The sequence below is a fragment of the Geomonas sp. RF6 genome (assembly GCF_021044625.1).
In the GTDB taxonomy this organism is placed as follows: Bacteria; Desulfobacterota; Desulfuromonadia; order Geobacterales; family Geobacteraceae; genus RF6.
The window spans coordinates 4,864,952-4,889,441 of record NZ_CP087999.1; the positions used below are offsets into that span (position 1 = coordinate 4,864,952).

Below are 24,490 nucleotides of genomic sequence, written 5' to 3' on the forward strand. Positions count from 1 at the left end.
CCTAGCGGTACTTCTATGGTTCCTTTCCCTCCGGAGGTGGAAGGATGGTGCTGCTCTGGAACAGGGATGATCCCGGTTCCAGAGCGGGTGATTATTTGGATCTAGCTTCGGCTGCGAATTCAGAAGATGCAGCATACCGCGGAAGGAAGGAGGAGAGCAGTAGCGGAATCGCGAATTTTTGCAGAGAAGGTTCTTCAGGCGGTTGCGGCGGAGCGAACCCCATCCCCACCCTGTCCCTCCCCTTGAAAGGGAGGGGACGCGGGGGCGAGGGAAGTGGCTGACGTTTTAGTTTTACGGGTTATAGCTACCACGCCCCCTCTTGCATGGAGCCGCGCAATCGATACCTTTGACACTCATCCCCCGGCAACACCAGTGTCCACAGGTAGAAATTCCTTAGAAGCTCCGCTGACGTTGGCTGCTACCCCCAAGCCCTGCGAAACATCCCCTCCCTTTCAAGGGGAGGGTCAGGGTGGGGATGGGGTCGACTTTTGCCTCAGCTCCAGCCAGATCCGCTCTGCTACAGCCTCAGTCTCCTGCAGGGCCTCGAGATTCGTGAATCTCAGCACCGTGAATCCTGCGGCGTGCAGCGCCGTGGTGCGAGTTTCGTCGTAAGCGGCCTGGTCAGCATGCTGGCTGCCGTCAATCTCTATCACCAGCATCCTGTCAAACGAGACGAAGTCGGGAATATAGCTCCCGTAGGGATGCTGCCTGCGAAACTTCACCCCGGACATGTGGCGATCCCTTAGAATCCGCCACACCGCACGCTCCGCGTCTGTCATTTGATTTCGAAGCTGACGGTGCAGCCTCTCACGTCTTATCCTCTCGGAGGTCGGGCCACGCATACGCACCTCAGGAGAACCCCATCCCCACCCTGTCCCTTCCCTTGAAAGGGAGGGGACGCGAGGGGCAAGGACGATGCTGACGTTCAACTATTTCTGTAGCAGCCTCGAAACTTACTAGAACGATGATGGTGTCAGATGATTCCTCGACGATACCGGTAACTGCACTTCGTTCGTCAAATATACTGTAACTCTGCGCCTCCACCTGCCATGCCTGCCAAACGTCCCCTCTCTTTCAAGGGGAGGGACAGGGTGGGGATGGGGTCTTGATGGCTACCTCGCTCCAGCCAGCGCCTCCTGCATGGCCGTGCCCATCTTCGTCGGGCTCGTCGCGACGGTGACGCCTGCGCTCTTCAAGGTGCGGATCTTGTCTTCCGCGCGACCCATCCCGCCCGTTATGATCGCGCCGGCGTGCCCCATCCTCTTTCCCGGAGGGGCGGTGACGCCAGCTATGAAGGCTGCCACCGGTTTTTTCATATTCTCCTTGATCCAGGCGGCCGCCTCTTCCTCGGCAGCGCCGCCGATCTCCCCGATCAGAAACACCCCTTCGGTGTCCGGATCGTCATTGAAGAGGCTGAGGATGTCGATGAAGTTCATCCCGATGATCGGATCGCCGCCGATCCCCACGCAGGACGATTGCCCGAGCCCTTCGTCGGTGATCTGCTTCACCGCCTCGTAGGTCAGCGTGCCGCTGCGGGATATTACCCCTATCTTTCCGGGACGGTGGATGTGCCCGGGCATGATTCCCACCTTGCACTCGCCCGGTGTGATTACCCCCGGGCAGTTCGGGCCGATGAGCTTCGTCTTCCCGCCATCGATGATCCTCTTCACCGGGATCATGTCGCGGATCGGGATCCCCTCCGTTATGCACACCGCCAGGTCGAGACCGGCCTCCGCCGCCTCGAGTATGGCATCCGCTGCTGACGGGGGAGGCACGAAGATCATGGAGACATTTGCCTGCGTGTAGCGCGCCGCCTCCTCGACGGTATTGAAAACCGGCACTCCTTCGATGTGGATGCCGCCCTTCCCAGGTGTCACCCCCGCCACCACGTTCGTGCCGTAGTCGCGGCATTGCTGCATGTGAAAGAGGCCGCTGCGGCCTGTGATACCTTGCACGACTATCCGAGAAGCCTTGTTGACTAGTATGGACATGAGACTCTCCCTGACTCTGCGCGCGAGCTCCTCCAGGGGCTCCAGCGCGCTGCCTGATGCACCCTTACCCGAGCATGCTCACGATGCATGCCGCCGCCTCGCCGAGGGAGTCGAGGCAGCGCACGTTCAGTCCCGATTCGGACAGAAGACGCTTCCCCTCTTCCACCTGGCTCCCGTCCATGCGCACCACGATCGGAAGGGTGCAGTGCACCTCCCCTGCCGCCTCCATGATGCCGTGGGCGATGACGTCGCAGCGCATGATCCCGCCGAAGATGTTCACGAAGATCCCCTTCACATCCTGGTCCTCCAGGATGATCTTGAAAGCCTCCGCCACCTTCTCGCGGGTGGCACCGCCACCGACGTCCAGGAAGTTCGCGGGCTCGCCGCCATACTCCTTCAGGACGTCCAGTGTCGCCATGGCAAGCCCGGCGCCGTTCACCAGGCAGCCGATGTTTCCGGTGAGCTTGATGTAGGCGAGGTCGTACTTCCCGGCCGTGATCTCCAGCGGGTCGAGCTGGGCGTAGTCCATCATGTCCGGATATTCCTTGTGCCGGAATATCGCGTTGTCGTCGAAGGTGATCTTCGCGTCCATCGCCATCATCCACCCGCTCTTCGTCACGACCAGCGGGTTTATCTCCACGAGCGTGCAGTCCTTCTCCTGGCACACCCGGTACAGGTTCAGGATGAGGCGGACGCAGTCCTCGCCGACCGAGCCGGTAAGCCCCAGCGCCAGCGCAATCCTGCGCGCCTGGAAGGAACGAAGCCCTATGAAGGGGTCGATGGTGACCTTGTGGATCTTCTCGGGGGTTAGTCTCGCCACCTCCTCGATATTCATCCCCCCCTCGGCGGAGGCGATGATCATGTAGCGGGATGAATTCCTGTCCAGCGTTATGGAAAGGTAAAACTCCCTCGCCACGTCCACAGTCTCTTCCACGAGGATGCGCCTGACTTTCAGCCCCTCCGGAGATGTCTGCGCCGTAACCAGCTTTTTGCCAAAGAGCGCTTTTGCCACCTCTTGCGCTTCGTCGGGGCTGTACACCAGCTTCACGCCGCCGGCTTTTCCCCTCCCCCCTGCGTAGATCTGGGCCTTGATAACGCAGCGCCCCCCCATCTCCTTTGCAGCCCGCTCCACCTGGTCGGCGGTAAGCGCCACGCGCCCGCGCGGAATGGGGATTGCGAAGGCGCTCAGGATCTCTTTCGCCTGGTACTCGTGGATGTTCATGGTGAACTCCTGTTTAACCCATCGGTAAAATGCGGCTCCGGTGTCGGCAGCCGGTGGCCTCACGCCACGTTGACAAGCGCACCATTCTGTACCTCCGGACACTCTGGGTCAAGGGGGTAAACCAAGTTTCCTTTAACGTGTCGAGCGGCCTGCCGTGCGGCTCCGGACTCTGTCCGGCTTTCATTTTACCCGATAAACAGGAGTAAAGATTAGAAAATCTTCCCCGGGTTCAGCACGCCTTTCGGATCGAAGGCGTTCTTGATGCCGCGCATGACGCGCAGTCCCGATTCACCCACCAGTTTCGGCAGGTACTTCATCTTTGCCATCCCCACGCCGTGCTCGCCGGTGATCGTACCCCCCATGGCGATGGCGGCATCGAAGATCTCGGCAAATGCCTTGTGGGCGCGCGCGATCTCGTCGGCGTCCCTCTCGTCGGTGAGGCAGGTCGGGTGCAGGTTGCCGTCGCCGGCGTGGCCGAATGTCCCGATGGTGAGGGAATATTTCTGCGCCGTCTCCTGGATCATCTTCACCATCGGCTCGATGCAGCTGCGCGGTACGGTGGCGTCCTCGAGGATCGTCGTCGGCCTCAGGCGTGCGAGCGCCGAGAGCGCCACGCGGCGTGCGGTGGCGAGCTTCAGCGCTTCCTCAGCGGTGGCCGCGGTCTGGAAGAAAGAGCACCTGTGCCGCTCGCAGATATCCTTTATGGCGGCAGCGTCGTCCTCAACCTGGCCGGGATGACCGTCCACCTCGATCAGGAGAACCGCGTCGACGTCGAGCGGGAGACCTACGTGGGCGTAGTCCTCGACGCACTTGATGGTGACTCTGTCGAGAAACTCGAGAGTCGCGGGGATGACGCGCGCTGCGATGATGTGGGAGACGGTGAGCGCTGCCTGGGAGAGCTCGGGGAAGTGCACCAGCATCGTCTTTTTCACCTGCGGCTTCGGGATGAGCTTCACCGTGATCTCGGTGAAGATGCCGAGGGTCCCTTCGGAGGAGACGAGGAGCTGGTTCAGGTTGTAGCCGGCCACGTCCTTTACCACCTTCCCGCCGGTCTGCAGCAGATCGCCGTTCGGCAGGACCGTCTTCAGTCCCATAACGTAGTCCGAGGTCACGCCGTATTTGAGCCCGCGCAGGCCGCCGGAGTTTTCCGCCACGTTCCCGCCCATGGTGGAGATGTTCATGCTCCCCGGGTCGGGGGGGTAAAAGAGGCCGCGGGACTCCACCTCGCGGTGCACCGCGCTCGTCACCACACCGGGCTGGACCGTTGCCGTCAGGTTCTCCTCGTCGACCTCGATGATCCTGTTCAGCCGGCTCGTCTGCAGCACGAGGCCTCCGTCGAGGGAGACGGAGCCGCCGGAGAGATTCGTCCCGGAGCCGCGCGGCGTCACACGCACGCCGGCGCCGTCGCAAAGGGCGATCACGCGCGCCACTTCCTCCTCGGTCTCCGGGAGAACTACCGCGCCCGGCGCCTTGTGCAGCTCGGGGGTGGAGTCGTAGCCGTAGACGGCGAGCGATTCACGGTCTGTGAGGGTGTACTGCTCTCCTACAATCTCTGTCAGCTCTTTTATGAAGCTCTTTTCCATTGGGGATGTCCTTTTGAGGCTGAGACTTGAACGCCAAAGTCGGGTTGTGTAGCTGCATTCCGTTGGCCCTGAGCCGGTCGAAGCATGTCTGTGGAGGCGGGTGCTTCGACAAGCTCAGCACGAACGGAAAATTGTGGTGCGAAGCTGCAGGGGAAGATGGTCAGGTAACCCCTTTCACGGCAGTTGCCCCCTCTCCCGGCGGGAGAGGGGGCTTCTGAGGTAAGGGAATAACCTGTCCTTACGGCACCATCCACGGTACCACGTACGCCTGGAGGGCGACTATGACACCCATCACCGTAGTGAGGAATATCGCGTGCTTCAGGGTGTAGCGGAAGAGGTTCCCCTCTTCGCCGACGAGGCCAGTTGCCGCGCAGGCTACCGCGATCGACTGCGGGGAGACCATCTTGCCCATGACGCCGCCGCTGGTGTTGGCAGCGCAGGTGAGGAGCGGGTTCAGGCCGAGCTGCTCCGCGGTGACCTTCTGCAGACCGCCGAAGAGGACGTTGCTGGAGGTGTCGGAGCCGGTCAGGAAGACGCCGAGCATGCCGAGGAACGGGGAGAGGAAGGGGAAGAGTTTCCCGGTGGTGGTGAAGGCCATACCCATGCTGGTGGTCATCCCCGATGCGTTCATCACGAAGGCGAGGCCGACGACCGCTGCGACGGTGACCGCAGGCCAGCGCATGTCGTGGAGGGTTTTTCCGAAGACCCTGAAGAAGTCGACTACCCCTACCCCGCAGATGAAGGCGGAGATGATGGCGGCGATGAGGATCGCGGTACCGGCGGCGGACATGAAGTTGAAGGTGAACTTCGCCGCAACCTTCGCCGGGAGCTGGTCGCCGACAGCCTTGTCGAGCGCCTTGAAGTGATCCTTCTCCACGGTCTTTTCAGTAACCAGCGACTTCTCGATCGCCTGCAGCGCCTTGGCTTTCTTGTCGATGGCGTCGAAGGCGGCAAGCCTTTCCTTCGTCACGACCGGTTTGCCGACCGGCAGGGTCTGCTCCACCTGGATCAGGCTGTCCTCGAGGCCATTCAGTTCGGTGAGGCCTGCCGCAAGCTCGGCCTGCTTCGGATCTGCCGGGTTCAGCGTCTGGAGCTGCCTGGTGATCTGCAGCTTCGCCGCTTCAGCTTTCTTGATGCCGTCTTCCGGCTTCGAGACCTTCTTCACGATGGCGCTGTCAAGGCCGGCGATAGGGATGACGACCTTGCTCTTGTCGAGCGACTCCTTCAGCGACGGGATGCCCCAGATGAGGACCATGATGGTCAGGACGAGATAGGGAGCCCAGGCGCGGAAGACCTGCGCGCCGGTGTAGTCATGGCTTTCTTTCCCGGCGAACTCCGGCTCGTGGTCGAAGGTCCACACGCTTGCCGGCTGCCAGAAGCGGAGCAGGATAACGAGGGCAGCGAGGGTGGCGAGGGAGGCGACGATGTCGGGGAGATACGGGCCGAGGTAGCTTGCGCATCCCCACTGGGCGAGGGCGAAGGTGCCGCCGCAGACGACGATCGCGGGCATAACCTCAAGCGTCTTTTTCCACCCGGCCATGATCATGATGACGTAGAACGGGATGAATACGGAGATGAAGGGGAGCTGGCGGCCGACCATGGTGGAGAGCTTGAACATCCCCGGATCGTCGAGCCCCATGACACCGGCGAGAGCCACGACCGGAATACCGATGGCGCCGAAGGCAACCGGTGCGGTATTGGCAATGAGGCAGACGCTTGCTGCGTAGAACGGTCGGAAGCCGAGACCTACCAGGGTCGCCCCGGCGATCGCAACCGGCGTTCCAAAGCCTGCCGCGCCCTCGATGAAGGCACCGAAGCAGAAGGCGATGAGGAGAGCCTGGAGGCGGCGGTCACCGGTCAGTCCGGCAAGGGAAGCCCGGATGATCTCGAACTGCCCCCCCTTCACCGTGATGTTGTACAGAAGAAGAGTGGTGACGACGATGTAGAAAACAGGGAAAAGGCCGAAGGCTGCACCGTGCATCGTGGCGAGGGCGGCAAGCTTCGCCGGCATCCCCCAGACACCGATGGCGATGGCGATCGCCACTACCACGGCGAGCGGACCTGCCTTGTGGGCCTTCATTTTGAACCCGGCAAGACAGACGAAGATCACGACAAGAGGGATGGCAGCCACAAGGGCCGACATTCCCAGGCTTCCCGCGACGGGGGTGTAACTTTGAATCCACGGCATAAACAATTCCCTCCTTTTTTCTTTATGCCAGCCTGTGCCGGCGTTCGGATCGATTCACCACTGACGCGCTCAAACCGAGTTCTAAAATCTGGTATGACCAATTACCACGCCCCAGAATAGGCTGTCAAGGGTTTTTGTTTACGCCAGAAAATTCTTTACTGCGGGAATCTTTTGTACTAATCTGCACCTCGCTGATTGGTAAGACCGCCTCAGCTTGAGGCCCGCCCGGGAGGTGCTGGTCGGTATACCGGCCCCCTCATACTACCTCCGTAAAACACTTTTGCAGCACTTCCGTTAAAAATATTTGACTTTTCGCAGAAAATGTGGACGAGGGTGCAGTAAAGTGTCCCTGCGCAGCTACCCACGCACTTAGATACAGTGGTGTCAACACGCTGCGATCCCCCCACGCAATAACATCATTTCCAAGGAGCCCCACCATGACGAAGACAGCGGACCTGGATGAGCTGTACGAACGCTACAAGACGAAGGCCCAAGCCGTGGGAACGGAAGTTTACCGCTTCGGCACGCGCTACGAGGCGCTGGAGTCACTCATCCCCCTGCTGAAAAAGGAAGGGGTAGCAGACAGCGCCGGTGCCTTTGCGGTTTGTGCTGCCGGTCCTGCCATACGGTCGTGGGAAGGGGCGGAGCTTTCCACCATCCCCGGGGTGCACTTTGAAGTGACGAGGGAGCTCGCGGCGGAGGCGCTGATCGGCATCACCGAGGTCGACTTCGCCCTGGCCGACACCGGCACGCTGGTCCAGGATCAGAGCGCGGTGGAGCAGAGGCTGGCGTCTTCCCTCCCCACCATCCACATCGCCATCCTCGGGACGAATACAATACTCCCGGACAAGGGAGCGCTCATCACCCGGATCAACCCGAGAAAGAGCAGGTTCATCGCCTTCATCACCGGACCGAGCCGCACCGCGGATATTGAACGCGTCTTGACGATAGGGGTACACGGGCCGAAGCGGCTGATCGTCCTCGCCGTAGACGAGTCGGAAGGAGAAACGCTATGAAGAAAGATTTCAAAAGCTCCGTCAGCAAGGCGGTCCACAACGCCACCCTTACCGGCGCGCTCGGCAAATTTTCGGAAGCATACAAGGTAAACCGGCAGAAGGCGTACGAAGGGATCGACTTCGAGACGCTGCGGGAGACGATCGCGGAGCGCAAGTCGTACGCAGCGGCGCACCTCGACCTGATGGCGCAGACCTTCCAGATCAATGCAGAAGCCGCCGGCGCCAAGGTCTTCAGGACGAACGACCCGGAAGAGGTAAAAGCGTATATCCTGAAGGTGGCGCGGGAAAATGACGTGAAGTCGGTCGTGAAGTCGAAGTCGATGGCGAGCGAGGAGATCCACCTAAACGACTATCTGGAGAAAAACGGCATCGAGGTAGGCGAGACCGATCTCGGGGAGTGGATCATCCAGCTTGCCGGGCAGAAACCGTCGCACATGGTCATGCCCGCGATCCACATGACGAAGGAGGAAGTAAGCGAGCTATTCAGCAAGGAAGTGAACGAGCGGCTCACCTCCGACATCCCGCGCCTCGTGGAGGTCGCGCGAAACGAGCTGCGCTCCAAGTTTCTCCGCGCCGACATGGGGATCTCCGGAGCCAACATCGCCGTCGCCGAGACCGGTAGCATTGTCCTTGTGACGAACGAGGGGAATGCGCGACTGGTCACCACCCTTCCCCGCGTACATGTGGCGATAGTAGGGATCGAGAAGTTCGTGGAGAAGTTCGAGGACGTGGTGCCGGTGCTGACCGCGCTCCCCCGAAGCGCGACCGCCCAGTTACTCACCAGCTACGTCTCCATCATCACCGGTCCCGCCCAGAATACCGACGGCTCCATGAAGGACCTGCACATCATCCTCATGGATAACCGCCGCACCGACATGGCCGCCGACGACAAGTTCAAGCAGGCGCTGCAGTGCATCAGGTGCGGTTCCTGCCTCAACGTCTGTCCCGTCTTCCGCCTGGTCGGCGGCCATGTCTTCGGCAGCGTGTACACCGGCGGCATCGGCACCATCCTCACCGCCTGGTTCGAGGAGATGCAGAAGTCCGAAGACATCCAGGGGCTCTGCCTGCAGTGCGGCAACTGCAAGGAAGTGTGCCCGGGGAAGTTGGACATCCCCGACATGATACTGGAGATCCGCCGGCGTCTCGTTTCCCAGAAGGGGCAGACGCTGGTGCAGAAGTCGATCTTCTCCGTGGTGAACAACAGGAAGCTCTTCCATAGCATGCTGCGCACCGCGTCCCTTGCCGGCAAGCCCTTTACCTCCGGCGGATTCATCAGGCACCTCCCCTTCTTCCTTTCCGAGCTCACGGAGATGCGCAGCCTTCCCGCAATAGCCGCAGAGCCGTTCCGTGACCGCTTTGAAAAGATCGCCCAGCCAAAGCAGAAGGAAAAGATCGCCTTCTACGCCGGGTGCCTCATCGACTTCGCCTACCCCGAGATGGGAGAGGCGCTGGTAAAGATACTGAACAAGGCGGGATTCGAGGTCATCTTCCCGCAGGAGCAGACCTGCTGCGGCGCACCGGCGCTCTATAACGGCGCGTGGGATGTGGCGGCGCAAAACGCCATCGACAACATAAAGGCGCTCACCGCGACCGACGTGAGCTACGTCGTCTCCGCCTGCCCGACCTGCACCGTGGCGCTGAAACATGAGTTTTTGAAGACGCTCGATGTCGAGAAAAAGACGGAGTGGGTCGCCCAGGCGCAGAAGCTCGCCGACAAGTCCATCGACTTCTCCACGCTGGTGAAGAAACTGGTGGACGACGGGCGGCTGAATATCGCGGAAGGGGTGGAGCTCGGGAAGATTACCTATCACGACTCCTGCCATCTGAAGAGGACGCTGAGGGTATCGGAGCAGCCAAGGGAGCTCCTGCAGAAGGCCGGGTTCGAACTGAGCGAGATGTTTGAATGCGACATGTGCTGCGGCATGGGCGGGTCGTACTCGCTGAAGCTGCCGGAGATTTCGGCACCGATCCTGGAGCGGAAGCTGAAGAACATAAAGGAGACCGGCGCCGGCACCGTCGCCATGGACTGCCCCGGATGCGTGCTGCAGATCAGGGGGGGCTTTGACAAGGAAGGCGGGAAGGTCACCGTGAAGCACACGGTGGAGCTCCTGGCGGAGCGGTTGAAGTAGTGGTTGGCTCCGCCGTCGCCGCGGCGGGAGTCAGATGAAAGAGAGAGGCCGGGGGAGCAATAGCTCACCCCGGCCTTTTTTTTTGTTTGTTCGACAATTCCGGCGGAAGGGTGTTGTGTCCCTTCGCAAAGGACTAGCCATTACGTTCCCCCCTTTGCGAAGGGGGGGCAGGGGGGATTTGCTTTTCCAGCCGATAGTCAGGACTCCAGAGGGAAGAGGTTCAGCGGTCGCAACCGGAAACGCCGGTGGTGATCAAGGAACTGTAGGCCGGGATAAACCGCAGGCGTTCCCGGCATCGGCGCAGCCGAACCGTGCTGCACCCAAGTTGCGGGAAACGCTCCGCTTATTCCGGCATACATTCTGGCTGCCAAAGCCTAGCAAGGAGAAATCCCCCCTGTCCCCCCTTCGCAAAGGGGGGAACGCGGGTTCTCCTGCAGTCCTTCGTGGCGACAGTCGAAGAACCACCCCAAGACGCAACAGCTCTACCCCATGCTCCCCATGCTCCCCAGCGCGAAGATATTCCCGGGCTGGTACGGCGGTGGCGCTCCCAGATACATCAGCGCTGTCTGTCCCTTAACGGAAAATCCTCGAGAACTCAGCAGCTGTGCCGCCGCATGGTTCCCCGCAGGGACATCGAGAAATACCCGTCCCTGAGCCGCGCCGAGCGCGGCGTCCAGCAGACTCGGCGCCTGCGCCGGGATCACGCACCCCCACGGGCCGATCTGCACCCCACTACCCCACCGCTGCTTGCAGAGAAACGCTCCAGAGGTGGAAAGAAGCGCTCCGCGACTGCTGGCAAGCTGCAGCAGCCGATCCCGCCTGTCCCCCCATCCCGCCCGATCGATGGCACGCAGCCACTCGAGATCGAGCGGCGCGGCCGGCGGTGCTGCGTTTCCCTTCCCCTCCCCTACCCACCGCTGCACAGTATCCACCTGCATAAACCCGAGCCTGCGATACAACTCCGCACCCTGCTGCGACGCGGTAAGCCACACGGTTTCGACACCTGCGTGCAGAAGCGCCAGAACAGCCGCCTGCATCAGCGTCCTGCCGATCCCTTTCCGTCGCATTTCAGGGACCACCAGAAGGTTCCCGATCCAGCCGCTCTTCCCGTAGCCGATGGAGGTGACAAATCCTCCCGCGCCCCCGTTCTCGCGCCAGACCCGGCACCCCTGCCCAAAGGTTGCCAGCAGGAACTCCAGTTCCCACGCCTCGCATATCCACCCTTCCCTTTCCGCAAGGGTGAGAAAGGACGGGATATCCGCCGCTGTGAAGGCCTCGGCCCCCATCTCCTACACCCTTGCTTCCAGTTGCAGCACCGGCTGGTCCTGTCCGATGAGACCCACGGCGTCGGCACGGCACTGGTTGCAGTGCTTGAACTGCCCGATCACCTTTTCATTCGCCGCCCGCAGCGCCTCGAGCCGTTTCGGCGAAGGGGGAAGGATCCCGGCGAAGTCCGCCTGCGGGATCAGGGGCATGATATTCATGACGTACGCGCCAAGGCTCTTCACCTTCTGGGAGATGAGGGGGATTTCCTCCTCGTTGATGCCGGGGATGCAGACTGTGTTGATCTTTATGGTCATGTCCAGTTCCGCCGCCAGGCGGATTCCCTCCAGCTGGTTTCGCACCAGGATCTCCGCGCCCTCTTCTCCCGTGTAGGTCTTCCCGTTGTGGTGAACATAGGAATAGATCCGGGCGCCGACGCGCGGGTCGAGAGCATTGAGGGTGACGGTGAGGCTATGCAGCCCGATCTCTTTCAAAAGGTGCATCTTCTCCGGGAGAAGGAGGCCGTTTGTGCTCATGCACTTCAAAAGCTCGGGGTACTCCGCATCGATCATGCGGAACGTCTCGAACGTCTCCGGATTGAAAAGGGGGTCGCCCGGACCGGCGATGCCGATGACCTTGATGATGGGCCCCATTATCGGGCTCCCCATCGTCTCCCGAACCTTCTCCATTGCCTCCGCGGGGGTCAGCAGCCGGCTCGTCACGCCTGGACGCGATTCATTGGCGCAGTCATGGCGCCGCGTGCAGTAGCCACACTTGATATTGCACCGCGGTGCCACGGCCAGATGCATCCTGCCGTTTTTGCGGTGATTTCCACCGAAGCACGGGTGTCCCTGGATCTTCTCTTTCCCCTTACAAGATGTAGCCATTTTTTCCTCCCTTTCTGCGGTGCCGTTCCAACTACGGCAGGGAACGCGCAGGCTCCATGCGGAACCGGCGCTCGATGAGAAAACGCGGCGCGAGGCCGTGGTAGTTGTGCGGTGGGTGGTGATCTTCCGGTGCTGCCAGCGGCCAGCTTGCTGTAGCCTCTAATTAGCAGTTAGCATGCCAGCAGGAAGCTGCCCGTAACCGCCGGTATTTCTTGGCCTTTCAAGCAGAAATTGATCTCCCGGCATCGCCCGCATCTGCCTCACACCACCCGGTAACGACTATTTTTTAGGCATTGGAATATCGAATCCCGGGGCAGCCCGCCGCGCCGCACAGAGATGCCGCTTCACCTGCGGTCGCGCCTTTCGCCGCGAGTTCGCCTTCTTGCTGCAATTGAAGCCAGAGGGCTCCGTTCTCCGGCCCTTGCTACCCTCCCGCACCCGGAACAGGCGTAATAATTGCTTCCCCAGCTCTCATGGCCGAGCGAACTGCTTCAGACATAATTTCCCGCGCACGCGCAGCCTTCATCGGACTTGCCGTAGGTGATGCCTTGGGCGCTCCTGTGGAGTTCATGACGCGCGGGGAGATTAGCGAGAAGTACGGCGTGCTGGAGGAGATGGTGGGAGGTGGCTGGCTTCGCCTCAAGCCGGGACAGGTAACCGACGACACCGATATGTCGCTTGCGGTAAGCCGCGCTATCGTGGAGAGCGGCGGCTGGTCACTGAAAGCGATCGCGGAGAACTTTGCGCTATGGCTCAGGTCGAAACCGGTAGACGTGGGAGACACCTGCCGCCGCGGCATCAGGAACTACATGCTGAAGGGTGTAATGGAGTCGCCGCCGAACGAATGGGACGGCGGCAACGGCGCCGTGATGCGGATGCTACCGGTGGCGCTCTGTACGGTCGGCGATCGCGCACTCCTGGAAGATTACGCGAGGCAGCAGGCGCATCTCACCCACAACCATCCCCTCTCCGATGCGGCGTGCATCTCTTTTGGCGCCATGATGCACCTTGCCCTCATCGGGCGCTCCCGGACGCGACTGCGGGAGGAGACTGACGCTCTTATTGCGGCATACCCCACCTTTCACTTCGAGCCGTACAAGGGGCTCGCCACCGGATACGTCGTGGACACGATGCAGACCGTGTTTCACACCTTCTTCGGAACCCGTTCTTTTGAGGATTGTCTGGTGCAAACGGTAAATCAGGGAGGAGACGCGGATACCACTGGCGCCATAGCCGGAGCGGTCGCAGGGGCGTACTACGGTGAGGCTGAGATCCCGGCGCGGTGGGTAAAGAGGCTGGACAAGAAACTGGTGGCTGAGTTGAATTATCTGGCGGAGAGGCTGGTGCGGATGGCACCGCTTGTAAAGGGCTCATTGGACTAGGCCAGGCGTGACTAAATCAAATCCCCCCTGTCCCCAAAGGTTCTTCCGGGAATTCTGGGGAACGCGCTACAAGAATCCGGGTGCCCCCACGCTGGAGCGTAGGCATCTTGCCTGCGATGGCGGCGCAGCCGCCACAGACCGCGCGGCTGGCGCCGCGGTACAGGCTGGGAAGCCTGTGCTCCAGCGCGGCGCCACTAGTGTCCCCTCACCTCAACGTAAGAGACCGGGCTCCATTCCCGGAATTCCCGGATGAACCTTCGCAAAGGGGGGAACGTAAGGCCTCGCTCACGCCTTTGATTGCACGTACATCGCGGCTTCCCGTGATTCCTCTCAAGCTTTCACACGCTGCACATGATCCGCTTCACGAGATAGTCCCCTCCCACAACCATGCACTCGTCCTCCCCTTTCAGGATCGAATTCGGCAGCAGATCGCTGTAGAAAAAGATCTTGCACAGCGGTACACGCACCTCCCACACGATGAAGCCGAATTCCCACGCGCGCTCCTCCATGGTCGTGAAGGAAGAGAGGTTGTTGAGCCGCACCAGCTCTTCCCTTTTGGAAACCTTCTCCAGGAGCTCGTATTCGTCCTGATCGAACGTCCCGCGATACAAGGTCATGCACGTCTCCCCCGGGTAGCGCAACGCAAGCTCGTACTGGCAGTACTCGTAGAGCAGGTCGAGCTGCGAGTTGATGGCGCTGGTGCGCATGCTCCCCTTGGTGCGATCAAAGGCGTAGGCAAGGTACTGGTCGCTGTGCTGGCTTACGATCGGCGCCTTGTGGAAGGTCGGCGCAAGCCCCATGCGGCTCTCCACCCACCCCTTCAGCACCGCGCCCTCGATGGAGTTGGAATCCATCATCCAGCCGCGCAGAAAGCGCAGGTAGGAGTTCTTGAGCGCCTTGCGTGCACCGTCCGTCTTCTGGTCCTGCCACTGGTGCAGCTGGAACTTCACCGACATGTAATCGTTGAATATCTCGGCACGCTGGTGAGGGGTCTCAAGTGTAGCGAGGCGGTCAAAGAGGAATCTGTTGGCAAGACGCACCCCCTGGATCTCCAGTGGCTGCGGGTTTTCGTTGAAGTGGCGCGAGGCGATAACCCACGGGGGAAGATTGCACTGGTTAAAGGAGTTCAGCACGGGCTATCACCTCTTTGTGATATTGATCAGGTGGAGAGTCACCATTGTGAAGGCGCTGCCTCGGGACAGGCAGCCTCGAATGCGCCACAAAAGGGACTGGCACCTGCGGAGCCAGTCCCTCGGGGGTGTCCCCCTTACAGGAGCACCTTCGCCAGCTCGAGGAGCGTTTCCTTGATCGGCCCCTCGACCGTGTACTGCTCGATGCCGAGGCGGGAAAGCTCCTGCCGCGGGGCCTCCCCCATCATGGCGCACACGATCGCGCGGCAACCGTTCAGCGCGTCTGCAGTCCCTTTCAGCGTATGGGTGCGCAGGGGGTGTTCCGGATCAAACTGGCAATAACGCTCCACTTTCTTCTCATCGACAAGTACCACCTTGCCGTCGGATACCTCGTAGATCAGGAAGCGCTCGGCGTGCCCGAAATGCTGGTCTATCTGCTTGCCATCTTTTGATGCAACCGCGATAAGCATGTCAGCCTCCGTTGAGTTGAAGTATGGGTCCGGGGTGTTAGTGCGGGGTGAAGCCGCCCCGGTCGAGACGGCTCCACCTCCTGTGATGGAGCTCGTCCTAGAGCAACACCGGCTCGAACGAGAAGCACTTCTTCGAGCAGGTCTTGCCGCATGCCATGCAACCGATGCAGTTGCCGGGGTTGGAAACCTTCATGAACATCTTCGCGGAGTCGTCCTCGTCCACCTCCTCGAATGCAAGGACGTCGTGGGCGCATACCTTGTAGCAGCGCGCGCACCCGATACAGGTCTCCTCGTCGATGTTTTTGATGAACTGCGGGGTGTACTCTTTCTTGTCCCTGGTCAAACCGGTAATGTATGCCATCTCTCCCACTCCTTTGTCGATTTCAGCGTTTCGCCGTCTTTGATGATGCGCAGTAGCGCTTGTACATGGTTCATCTCTTTACTCGTCCAGAAACGACCCCGCCGTCCCCTTGTTCAGCGCCTTGCGCAGCCATGGCGGAGGGTTTCCCTGCAGGACTTGCTGGAGCTTTTCCACTGCTTCCTTTACCGGCACAGGCTCGTTCGTCTTAAGCGGATGGATCTTCTTCGCCACCAGCTTTGCGGCTGCAGGGCCGCCGATGCGGACGGTATAGACCATGGCGCAATCGGAAATGGCGTCGGCTCGGGCCTGGATCTTGTCCTCTTCGTCCTCCCCGGTCTCACCTATCCTGATCGTTTCCAGGAAAGATGCCTCGTCGGCTCCCACCTCCCAGATGGTGAAGCTGGTGGACATGCCGAAATGTTCGTCGATGATTTCGCCGGTACTGCTGGTAAATGCGATCTTCATAAGGGCTCCTTTTGCGCTTAGTTGTGCGAGAGCTTCTGCGCCTCTTTGGCATTTGCCTGGAAGATGTTTGCCGTCTCGAAGATGAGGTTCATGGTGCCGCGGTAGCCGACCCACATCTTCTGGTGGGCGCCGAGCCTGTCGAAGTGCGGGTAGCCTGTCCTCAGATGCGCCTTGATACCGAGCTTGGCCGCGGCCTGCCTGCCGTTGCTGTTCGCCACCAGGAGATCCGCCCCTTGCGCCATCCCCTCGAGATCCTCCAGATCGCCGACGGAAACGTCCGGACATGGGAGGGAGTCGAGACCGCGCGTCCTCGTCGCCGCCAGCGCGACCTCCACGTTGCACCCCATGCTGCTGAGAAAGAGGGTCATCGCCTTCAGCGCGTCCGACTCCAGGGCAATGGCGATCTTCTTCTTCCCGAACTGGTAGTGGCAGTCCACCATGGCATCCATAAGGCGCCCCCGCATGCGCAGCTGCTTTTCCGGGATCGGCCCCCCCGAGATCGCAGAGAGCGTTTCCACTATGGCATCGACCTCGGCAAGCCCGGTAGCGGAGTTGAACCCGTAGCAGGGGATGCCGAATTTCTCCTTCAGCTTCAGACCCGCCTTCGCCAGACTGTCCCCCACATAGATCGTGGCGCAGCTGCGGCCGGCGAGGCGTATCCGGTCCACCCCGGTTCCTCCCATCGCCAGATGCGAGACCTGCTCGTCGATGTGGCCGTCGAGGGAGCAGGAGATGTCGGGGATAGTGAGGACCGTAAGGCCGAAGGACTCCATCAGCTCCTTCAGCTCCTCCACTTCCGCCGGGGTCAGGTGATGCCCGGGGAGGAAGTTCACCTGCCCGGGGATCTTTTCTCCACCTTCAGCAAGGGTAGTGAGGATCGCTTCCACAGCGGCCGCGTACCCTTCCTGCAGGGAGCCGCAGTAGTCGGGGGTGGAGGCATGGATGATCGGGGTCCCGTTGTACTCGGGGTGCTCCTGTCGGAAGGTAGCGATGGCGCTTCTGACGTCGTCCCCCATCGTCTCGGTCAGACCGGAAGTCATGACGCCCACCACCCCCGGCTGGAACTTTTCGATGACCCGACCGAGCCCCTTCTTCAGGTTGTTCCAGCCGCCGAAGATGGCGGTGTCCTCGCTCATGGCGGTGGAATTGAGCGGTATCGATTCCTTGAAGTGCCGCGAGAGCTGCAGCCTGATAAATGTGGAGCATCCCTGCGCTCCGTGCAGCAGCCCCAGCATCCGATCGATGCCGAGAAAGGCGAGCGTGGCGCCCAGTGCCGGCGAATTCTTTTGCGGGTTTACCGTGGCGCACTTCTGCGGCACCTTCACTCGCGAGAGGGAGATGTCCTCCGACAGAAAGCGCTCCGCGTGCCCGCGAGCGTACTCCAGATCCGCAGCGAGTCTCTCCGACCCCTTCTCCGCAGGGGACGCCTCGCGCAGCGCCTTCCAGATCGGGTTGTTCACCGTGAGGTCGAGCTGCTTTGCGAAGGTCACCATCCCCTCGTACCCCGCATAGGGGTGGGAGCGGCCGTGGTTTATGTCCAAAAAGGGGGTCTTCGTCTTCAGCGCGAGGAACTTCGTCTTGCCCCCCGCGACGATCAGGTCCGGCATCTTCTCGTACATGACGCTCAGGAGCCCTGCGGTGCTGGTATCCTCTATGATCTTCGCGTCCTTGTGCATCAGCGCCTTCATGCGGTAGAAGTCCTCGAGAGTGGAGTTCTGCGTCCCGGCGGCGAGGATCTCCACCCCCAGCTCTGCAAGCGCATTCACCATCGACCAGGTCTTTACCCCGCCGGTGAAAAGGACGGCGCGCTTCCCCTCGAGTTTTTCCCGATACGGCGCGATACTCTCCCGGCAGCGGCGCTCTTCCTCCTCGATAAGCTTCTCCACCCGCTCCTGCATCACGGCGTGCGACAGCGCGGACTTATCCAGCGCCCTGGCGATGTCGCGCAGCGCCTTCGCGGTGTCGGTCATCCCGTAGAAGGACTCCTCGATGTACGGGATGCCGTAATTTTTCTGCATCTTCTTGGCGAGATTGGTGAGGCTCTTCGAGCAGACGATTACGTTCAGCTTCGCGCGGTGCGCGTAGCGCAGATCCTCGTAGCGCGCGTCTCCGCTGATGCAGGAAAGCACCCTGATTCCGAGCTTCTCAAAGAGCGGCAGCATTCCCCACAGGTCGCCTGCGATGTTGTACTCGCCTATCAGATTGATGTCGTAGGGGGTCGTGGTCGCAGGCTCCGCGGACCCGATGACGTACTTGTACAGGACCTCCCCCGCCAGCCTGTTGCCGATATTTTTGTCCCCGATGAAGCCGGGGGTGTTCACCGGGATCACGGGAATGGATACTCTTTCTGCGGCAGCCTTGCACACCGCCTCTATGTCGTCGCCGGTCATGGCGGTGACGCAGGTGGCGTAGACAAAGATCGCCTTCGCCTCGTGCCCGTAGCGTTGCGCCAGCTCGAGGATCGCCTTGTACAGCTTCTTCTCGCCGCCGAAGATGACGTCGTTTTCCAGCATCTCGGTGGTGAAGCCGCGCCTGTAGAGCTGGGAGCCGCTGGAACGGGCGCCGCGGTTGTCCCAGGAATTTCCCGCGCAGGCGATGGGGCCGTGGACCAGGTGGATGACATCGGTAAGGGGCATAAGGACGACGCGCGCTCCGTCGTAGGCGCAGGAGCGTTCCGTCCCCTCCCCCGGCTCCGATACCTTGCAGAATTTCGGAGCACCCGCGTCATTCGTCTTGCAGTCTGTAACGTCGTACCAATCCGGCTTTGCCATAAGAGCCCCCTTGCTCTTTTACTTCTTTGCTGCTCCCCCCCCTCCCATGACGAGAGAGGGGGGATTGTTGTTCCTAGCGCATGAGTTCGAAGAAGCGGCTGTCGCAGGTCTCGTCGACTACCTCGATGAGCTTGTTGCAGATGGTGGCCATCATGTACATCGCCCCCTTGTACCCGACCAGCGGCTCGCGGTGCAGGTTTACCCTGTCAAAGATCGGGAAGCCGAACCTGAAGAGGGGGACGTTGGCGTCGCGTGCGGCGAACTTGCCGTGGGAATCGCCGATGACCGCGTCGACCGGCTCGGTCACGAGAAGGCTTCTCAAGTGCCAGAGGTCCTTGTTGATGTAGATCTTCCCGTCCTTCCCGTACGGCGAGGCATCGAGAAGCGCCTGGATCTCCTTCTCGAGCTTCTTCGTCCCCTTGGAGCAGAGGATGTGGGTCGGCACGGCGCCGACTTCCAGGAGGAAGGAGACGTAGCCGAGAAGATAATCTGGGTCGCCGTACAGGGCGAACTTCTTGCCGTGGATGTACTGGTGCGCGTCGGTGATAAGGTCGACGGCGCGGCCCCGTTCCTCTTTCAGCGTCTCCGGGATCGGCTTGTCGAAGAGCTCGGAGAGCTTCATGAGGAGCGCGTCGGTCTTGGCGATGCCGAAAGGCATGGGGATCGCTGAGTGCTTTCCGGAGTAGTTGTCCTTCACCCACGAGAAGGTCTTTGCGGTGGAGTAGGTCCCCAGCGCGAGGGTCGCCTTGCCGTTGATCGAATCGGCCGCGTCCTCCAGCTTCGTCCCCCCCGGATAGGGGCGGTAGGTGCCGTCCAGCGGAGAGTCGAAGACGTCGGAGATGTCACCGAGTATCGTGTACGGTATCCCGAACTCCTTCAGGATCCTCTTGTACTCCCTGAAGTTCCCGGTGTTGGCGTCGAAGCCGGGGATGAGGTTCAGCTTCCCGGTGCAGCGCCCTTCCACCTGCTTCTCGCTCGTCAAGGTCTGCAGGATGGCCAGCAGCATGGCGTCGTAGCCGTGGACATGCGAGCCGTTGAAGCTCGGGGTGTTGGCGTAGGGGACCGGGAAGTCCTTCGGCACGATCCCCTTGTTGCGGGCGTTCTTGATAAAGGCGGTCAGGTCGTCGCCGATGATCTCCGGCATGCAGGAGGTGAAGACCGAAATCATCTTCGGCTTGTACAGGGTGTAGGCATTCTCCAGCGCCTCGTGCAGGTTGTTCTGCCCGCCGAATACCGCACCGTCCTCGGTCATGGCGTCGGAGACCGCCGGTGCCGGCTCGCGGAAGTGGCGGTTCAGGGTGGAGCGGTAGTAGGAGGCGCACCCTTGCGACCCGTGCACGAAGGGGAGGCTCCCCTCGAAGGCGTGGGCGACGAGCTCGGCGCCGAGCGGCTGGCAGGCGTGGGCCGGGTTGATTACCAGCGCCTGGCGGGCGAAGTTCTTTTCCTTGTACTCTTCCGTATTGATCCAGGCGGCTACCCTCTGCACTTCCTCTTCAGGGGTCTCGGTAACCGGCTTCACTGCTAATCCAAGATTGTTAGCCATTGCATATCTCCTTGGGTGAGAGACTCATCCGTCACATCACCCTTTCTGTTAGATTCACCCGACGGGTCAGACAAGTCAGACAAGTCAGACAAGTCAGACAAGTCGGACAAGTCAGACAAGTCGGACAAGTGGGACAAGTCGGACAAGTCGGACGAGTCGGACCTCTCCGACTAGCCCTAGAACGGCGACTTCACCAGTTTCCAGGTCGGGCTGTTCACCGCCATGTCTATGTCGCGGGCGAAGATCGGGAAACCTTTGTAGCCGTGGTACGGGCCTGAGTAGTCCCAGCTGTGCATCTGGCGGAAGGGGATCGCCATCTTCTGGAACAGGTACTTCTCCTTGATCCCGGAGCCGATGAGGTCCGGCTTCAGCACCTCGGCGAACTTCTCCATCTCGATCTCGGAGGCGTCGTCATACACGACGGTGGCCTCCGGCATCTCGGATGCGGTCCTATCGTAGTCGTCGGTGTGGGCGAACTCGTAGCCGGAACCGACGCAGGTCATGCCGAGGTCCTCGTAGGCGTTGATGGTGTGGCGCGGGCGGAGGCCGCCGACATACAGCATGACCTTCTTCCCGTCCAGGCGCGGCTTGTACTCGTCGATGATCGCCTGCATCTGCGGGTCGTACTTCGCGATGACCGCCTCCACCTTCTCCTTGATGGAGTCGTCGAAGAGTTCCGCGAGCTTTCGCAGGCTCTCCCTGATCTTCGTAGGCCCGAAGAAGTTGAGCTCGATCCAGGGGATGCCGTACTTCTCTTCCATGACCTTGCACATGTAGTTCATGGAGCGGTAGCAGTGGATCACGTTCAGCTTCACCTGGTGGGTCGCCGCGATCCTGTCCATCTCGCCGTCGCCTGTCCAGACCGCCTTCACGTTGAAGCCGCACTCCTCGAGAAGAGGCTTGGTGGACCAGGCGTCGCCGCCGATGTTGTACTCGCCGATGAGAGCGATGTCGTAGGGGCCGACCGGCTCGGCAAACTCACGCGTCTCGATGATGTAGTCACGGATCGTGTCGTTGGAGATGTGGTGGCCGAGGGACTGGGAGACGCCGCGGAACCCCTCGCAGTTGCAGGGGATGACGGGGATGTCGAGCTCGGCGCTCGCGGTCTTTGCGACTGCGTTGATGTCGTCGCCGATGAGACCAACCGGGCATTCGGAGAGGACGGAAATTCCCTTCGCCAGCGGGAAGAGCTCTTTTGCCTCCTTCAGGAGGACGCCGAGCTTCTTGTCGCCGCCGTACACCACGTCCTTCTCCTGGAAGTCGGAGGTGAACTGCATCGCGAAGTTCGTGACGCCGGTGATACCGCTCATGAGGTTACGACGGGTGCCCCAGGAGTACCAGCCGCAGCCGACCGGCCCGTGAGAGACGTGCACCATATCGCGGATCGGGCCCCACACCACCCCTTTCGCCCCTGCGTAGGCGCAACCGCGTGCGCTCATGACGCCGGGGACCGTCTTCTTGTTCGATTTGACGCATGCTGAACCGGAGGCCTGGTCGTTCGGCGCGAGGTGCGCGGAACGCTTCTTTTTCCCCTTTTCGGGGTAGAGCTCCAGGACCTCGTCGATCATCGCCTGGGTAGACTCCTTGGTGATACCTTCAACTGTCTTTATTTCAGTGGACATATAAAACTCCTCCGCTGCCAGTAAGTCGTAGCCTCTGGCAGATAGGTTGCTCCCCGCCCCGGAGGTCCCCCTCCCCTGGCGGGAGGGGACCATTCCAGGCTTGTGACAGGGTTCGTGCCTTCAGTTACTTCGCCGCCCCTTCGGCCACCCCGACGATCGACTCGTCGTCGGCCTCCATGATGCCGAACTCCATGAGGAGCTCCTCCAGCTCGTCCATGGTGAGCGGGGTCGGGACCACCAGCATCTTGTTCTCGGAGATCTTCCTGGCGAGCTCCCGGTACTCGTTTGCCTGCTTGTGCTCCGGGGAGTACTCGATGACGGTCATCCTGCGCAGCTCGGCGCGCTGCACCTGGTTGTCGCGCGGCACGAAATGGATCATCTGGGTGCCGAGCTTCGCGGCGAGCGCCTCGATGAGGTCCGCTTCGCGGTCGGTGTTGCGGGAGTTGCAGATCAGGCCGCCGAGGCGGACCTTGCCGGAGGAGGCGTACTTGAGGATACCTTTGGCGATGTTGTTCGCCGCGTACATGGCCATCATCTCGCCGGAGCAGACGATGTAGATCTCCTCCGCCTTGTTCTCGCGGATCGGCATGGCGAACCCGCCGCAGACGACGTCACCGAGGACGTCGTAGAAGACGAAGTCGAGATCCGGGGTGTAGGCGCCATTCTCCTCGAGGAAGTTGATGGCGGTGATGACGCCGCGTCCTGCGCAGCCGACCCCCGGCTCCGGGCCGCCGGACTCGACGCACTTCACCTCGCCGTATCCGACCTTGAGAACGTCGTCCAGCTCCAGGTCCTCGACGGTGCCGAGCTCACGCACCAGGTCCATGACGGTGGTCTGCGCCTTGGCGTGCAGCATGAGGCGGGTGGAGTCCGCTTTCGGGTCGCAGCCGACGATCATCACCTTTTTCCCCAGCGATGCGAGCCCCGCTACCGTGTTCTGCGTGGTGGTCGATTTGCCGATGCCGCCCTTGCCGTAAATCGCGATCTGTCTCATTTCCTGTCTCCTTTTCGTCCCTGGCTCATCCGCCAAAGGACTCTGTGGTTTTGAGGCCAATAAAAAAAGGCGCTCCTCCAGAAGTGCTGGATGTGGGCGCCTTTGCCGACTTACAGGGAAGGGACACGTCGTTGTATCCTTCTCCGGTTTCTGTTCTATCTATAGCTACTACCGTGCCAACTTCTAACCTCTTGCATTTACAACTACTTTTACTTCACCCCCCCCTGCATCGAGCCGGTCCTTCAGGCAGTTGCCTATCTTTTAGTCATAGCCCCCTTCCCCATCAGGCGGCGGCCGCACCGCGGTGCAGCCGGATGAGATCGTGCGCCTCCAGGGGGCGTTTCAGCCTCTGGGCGGTGCAGCGCACCTTCGCCATCAGGTGCTGAGCCTCCTCCCGGGAGAGAGGAATGCCGAGCTGGCGGTAGCTCTCCACGATGCCGCTCGTCCCTGAGTGCTTTCCCGCCACGATGTGGCGCTTGAGACCGACCGCCTCCGGCGGGAAGAGCTCGTAGTTCGCCGGGTTCTTCAGCACCCCGTCAGCGTGTACGCCGGATTCGTGCGCGAAGACCCGCTCCCCCACCACCGCCTTCCAGACCGGCACCTCGCGGTTAGACGCCTTTCCCACCATCCTGGAGATCGCGGAGAGCCTGCGGGTGTCGATACCGGCATCGATGCCGCTCGCCACCTTCAGCGCCATAACAACCTCCTCCAGCGCCGCGTTTCCTGCCCGCTCGCCGAGGCCATTCACCGTCGTGCTTATGTAGCGTGCCCCCCCTTTCACGCCGGCGATCGCATTCGCCGTCGCCATGCCGAGGTCGTTGTGCGCATGCACCTCCATCTCGAGGCGGGGGACCTCCCTTTTCAGGGCGCTCACCTTCTCGTACATGGTGAAAGGATCCAGCACTCCTAGGGTGTCGCAGAAGCGGAAACGGTCCGCCCCGAGCCCCTTGGCGAGGGTCATGAGCTCCGCGAGGAAGGAGAGATCGGCGCGGCTGGCATCCTCGCCACCGACGCAGACGTAGAGGTCGTGCTCCTTTGCAAACCCCAGCGCCCTTTTCAGCTGCTCCTTCACCCACTCCCGGCTCTTGCAGATCTTGTTCTCGATCATGATGTCGGAGACGGAGAGAGAGATGTCCACCGCCCGGATCCCGCAGGAGATGCTCGCCTCGATGTCCGGCACCAGCGCCCTGTTCCAGGTAAGGAGGCGGGCGTTGAGCCCGAGTTCCACCAGAGCCCGGATGACGCCCCGTTCCTCCCGCCCCATGGCGGGAATGCCGCACTCCAGCTCGTGGACCCCCATGGCATCGAGCATGCGGGCGATGGCGAGCTTCTCTTTTGCGCTAAAGACCACACCGGCTGTCTGCTCGCCATCCCGCAGGGTGGTGTCCGCAATGATTACATCGTTTTTCGTCATCCGATCCATGCAGACCTCCAGGGCAAAAAAGCAATGATTAGTGCAACTTCCGCTGCCCT

At 61.2% G+C, this 24,490-nt stretch carries 19 protein-coding genes; 3 read left to right on the plus strand and 16 right to left on the minus strand.

Annotated elements, in window-relative coordinates:
• Positions 1-464: 464 nt before the first annotated feature.
• From LPW11_RS20670 to LPW11_RS20690, 5 genes are all read right to left on the minus strand, one after another.
• Positions 465-842 (minus strand): endonuclease domain-containing protein, encoded by a 378-nt coding sequence (locus tag LPW11_RS20670; RefSeq protein ID WP_269145360.1) that lies wholly within the window; start codon positions 840-842, stop codon positions 465-467.
• A 270-nt stretch (positions 843-1,112) separates the two neighbouring features.
• Positions 1,113-1,991 carry a succinate--CoA ligase subunit alpha gene (gene sucD / locus LPW11_RS20675; RefSeq protein ID WP_230995758.1) on the minus strand — a complete coding sequence of 293 codons (879 nt, stop codon included), beginning with the start codon at positions 1,989-1,991 and terminating at the stop codon, positions 1,113-1,115.
• A gap of 64 nt (positions 1,992-2,055) precedes the next feature.
• Complete coding sequence (sucC, locus tag LPW11_RS20680; RefSeq protein WP_230995759.1) at positions 2,056-3,213, minus strand: ADP-forming succinate--CoA ligase subunit beta; 1,158 nt, start codon at positions 3,211-3,213, stop codon at positions 2,056-2,058.
• Between the two features lie 209 nt (positions 3,214-3,422).
• Positions 3,423-4,796: an FAD-binding oxidoreductase gene (locus LPW11_RS20685; protein WP_230995760.1), complete on the minus strand. Its 1,374-nt coding sequence runs from the start codon at positions 4,794-4,796 to the stop codon at positions 3,423-3,425.
• Positions 4,797-5,034: 238 nt separating this feature from the next.
• Positions 5,035-6,984 (minus strand): L-lactate permease, encoded by a 1,950-nt coding sequence (locus LPW11_RS20690; protein WP_230995761.1) that lies wholly within the window; start codon positions 6,982-6,984, stop codon positions 5,035-5,037.
• 437 nt (positions 6,985-7,421) lie between these two features.
• Between LPW11_RS20690 and LPW11_RS20695 the strand changes: the two genes are divergently transcribed.
• Entirely contained in the window at positions 7,422-8,000 is a 579-nt protein-coding gene (locus LPW11_RS20695) for a LutC/YkgG family protein (RefSeq protein WP_230995762.1), read from the plus strand.
• Complete coding sequence (gene ldhH / locus LPW11_RS20700; protein ID WP_230995763.1) at positions 7,997-10,129, plus strand: L-lactate dehydrogenase (quinone) large subunit LdhH; 2,133 nt, start codon at positions 7,997-7,999, stop codon at positions 10,127-10,129. Before LPW11_RS20695 ends, ldhH begins: the two co-directional genes overlap by 4 nt.
• A 482-nt stretch (positions 10,130-10,611) precedes the next feature.
• Here the strand turns inward: ldhH and LPW11_RS20705 are convergent, their stop codons facing one another.
• Together LPW11_RS20705 and LPW11_RS20710 are read right to left on the minus strand one after the other, a co-directional pair.
• Positions 10,612-11,415: a GNAT family N-acetyltransferase gene (locus LPW11_RS20705; RefSeq protein ID WP_230995764.1), complete on the minus strand. Its 804-nt coding sequence runs from the start codon at positions 11,413-11,415 to the stop codon at positions 10,612-10,614.
• A gap of 3 nt (positions 11,416-11,418) precedes the next feature.
• On the minus strand, positions 11,419-12,279 hold the full coding sequence (locus LPW11_RS20710; RefSeq protein WP_230995765.1) for a radical SAM protein: 861 nt from the start codon (positions 12,277-12,279) through the stop codon (positions 11,419-11,421).
• 473 nt (positions 12,280-12,752) lie between these two features.
• On the opposite strand from LPW11_RS20710, the gene draG reads away from it, so the two are divergent.
• Positions 12,753-13,661, plus strand: a complete 909-nt coding sequence (gene draG, locus LPW11_RS20715) for an ADP-ribosyl-[dinitrogen reductase] hydrolase (RefSeq protein ID WP_230995766.1) — start codon at positions 12,753-12,755, stop codon at positions 13,659-13,661.
• A gap of 338 nt (positions 13,662-13,999) precedes the next feature.
• Here the strand turns inward: draG and LPW11_RS20720 are convergent, their stop codons facing one another.
• The 9 genes from LPW11_RS20720 to nifV form a co-directional block, all read right to left on the minus strand.
• A complete protein-coding gene (locus tag LPW11_RS20720) occupies positions 14,000-14,794 on the minus strand; it encodes an NAD(+)--dinitrogen-reductase ADP-D-ribosyltransferase (RefSeq protein ID WP_230995767.1) in 795 nt (264 codons plus the stop codon).
• A 134-nt stretch (positions 14,795-14,928) separates the two neighbouring features.
• Entirely contained in the window at positions 14,929-15,261 is a 333-nt protein-coding gene (locus LPW11_RS20725; protein WP_230995768.1) for a NifB/NifX family molybdenum-iron cluster-binding protein, read from the minus strand.
• A gap of 97 nt (positions 15,262-15,358) precedes the next feature.
• Complete coding sequence (gene fdxB, locus LPW11_RS20730; protein WP_230995769.1) at positions 15,359-15,622, minus strand: ferredoxin III, nif-specific; 264 nt, start codon at positions 15,620-15,622, stop codon at positions 15,359-15,361.
• A 78-nt stretch (positions 15,623-15,700) separates the two neighbouring features.
• Positions 15,701-16,087, minus strand: a complete 387-nt coding sequence (nifX, locus tag LPW11_RS20735) for a nitrogen fixation protein NifX (RefSeq protein ID WP_230995770.1) — start codon at positions 16,085-16,087, stop codon at positions 15,701-15,703.
• Positions 16,088-16,104: 17 nt separating this feature from the next.
• A complete protein-coding gene (locus tag LPW11_RS20740; RefSeq protein WP_230995771.1) occupies positions 16,105-18,858 on the minus strand; it encodes a bifunctional nitrogenase iron-molybdenum cofactor biosynthesis protein NifEN in 2,754 nt (917 codons plus the stop codon).
• Positions 18,859-18,931: 73 nt separating this feature from the next.
• Positions 18,932-20,401 carry a nitrogenase molybdenum-iron protein subunit beta gene (nifK, locus tag LPW11_RS20745; protein WP_230995772.1) on the minus strand — a complete coding sequence of 490 codons (1,470 nt, stop codon included), beginning with the start codon at positions 20,399-20,401 and terminating at the stop codon, positions 18,932-18,934.
• A 176-nt stretch (positions 20,402-20,577) separates the two neighbouring features.
• Entirely contained in the window at positions 20,578-22,023 is a 1,446-nt protein-coding gene (gene nifD, locus LPW11_RS20750) for a nitrogenase molybdenum-iron protein alpha chain (RefSeq protein ID WP_230995773.1), read from the minus strand.
• A 124-nt stretch (positions 22,024-22,147) separates the two neighbouring features.
• Positions 22,148-23,017, minus strand: a complete 870-nt coding sequence (nifH, locus tag LPW11_RS20755; RefSeq protein WP_230995774.1) for a nitrogenase iron protein — start codon at positions 23,015-23,017, stop codon at positions 22,148-22,150.
• A 283-nt stretch (positions 23,018-23,300) separates the two neighbouring features.
• Positions 23,301-24,440: a homocitrate synthase gene (gene nifV, locus LPW11_RS20760; RefSeq protein WP_230995775.1), complete on the minus strand. Its 1,140-nt coding sequence runs from the start codon at positions 24,438-24,440 to the stop codon at positions 23,301-23,303.
• Positions 24,441-24,490 lie beyond the last annotated feature (50 nt).

Coding starts and splice junctions, on each gene's coding strand:
- LPW11_RS20710 (WP_230995765.1), bottom strand. CDS start 12,279: ATGGCTACATCTTGTAAGGGGAAAGAGAAGATCCAGGGACACCCGTGC.
- sucC (WP_230995759.1), bottom strand. CDS start 3,213: ATGAACATCCACGAGTACCAGGCGAAAGAGATCCTGAGCGCCTTCGCA.
- ldhH (WP_230995763.1), top strand. CDS start 7,997: ATGAAGAAAGATTTCAAAAGCTCCGTCAGCAAGGCGGTCCACAACGCC.
- LPW11_RS20705 (WP_230995764.1), bottom strand. CDS start 11,415: ATGGGGGCCGAGGCCTTCACAGCGGCGGATATCCCGTCCTTTCTCACC.
- LPW11_RS20690 (WP_230995761.1), bottom strand. CDS start 6,984: ATGCCGTGGATTCAAAGTTACACCCCCGTCGCGGGAAGCCTGGGAATG.
- fdxB (WP_230995769.1), bottom strand. CDS start 15,622: ATGGCATACATTACCGGTTTGACCAGGGACAAGAAAGAGTACACCCCG.
- nifH (WP_230995774.1), bottom strand. CDS start 23,017: ATGAGACAGATCGCGATTTACGGCAAGGGCGGCATCGGCAAATCGACC.
- LPW11_RS20725 (WP_230995768.1), bottom strand. CDS start 15,261: ATGCTTATCGCGGTTGCATCAAAAGATGGCAAGCAGATAGACCAGCAT.
- sucD (WP_230995758.1), bottom strand. CDS start 1,991: ATGTCCATACTAGTCAACAAGGCTTCTCGGATAGTCGTGCAAGGTATC.
- nifK (WP_230995772.1), bottom strand. CDS start 20,401: ATGGCTAACAATCTTGGATTAGCAGTGAAGCCGGTTACCGAGACCCCT.
- LPW11_RS20670 (WP_269145360.1), bottom strand. CDS start 842: ATGCGTGGCCCGACCTCCGAGAGGATAAGACGTGAGAGGCTGCACCGT.
- nifX (WP_230995770.1), bottom strand. CDS start 16,087: ATGAAGATCGCATTTACCAGCAGTACCGGCGAAATCATCGACGAACAT.
- LPW11_RS20740 (WP_230995771.1), bottom strand. CDS start 18,858: ATGGCAAAGCCGGATTGGTACGACGTTACAGACTGCAAGACGAATGAC.
- nifV (WP_230995775.1), bottom strand. CDS start 24,440: ATGGATCGGATGACGAAAAACGATGTAATCATTGCGGACACCACCCTG.
- LPW11_RS20685 (WP_230995760.1), bottom strand. CDS start 4,796: ATGGAAAAGAGCTTCATAAAAGAGCTGACAGAGATTGTAGGAGAGCAG.
- nifD (WP_230995773.1), bottom strand. CDS start 22,023: ATGTCCACTGAAATAAAGACAGTTGAAGGTATCACCAAGGAGTCTACC.
- LPW11_RS20695 (WP_230995762.1), top strand. CDS start 7,422: ATGACGAAGACAGCGGACCTGGATGAGCTGTACGAACGCTACAAGACG.
- draG (WP_230995766.1), top strand. CDS start 12,753: ATGGCCGAGCGAACTGCTTCAGACATAATTTCCCGCGCACGCGCAGCC.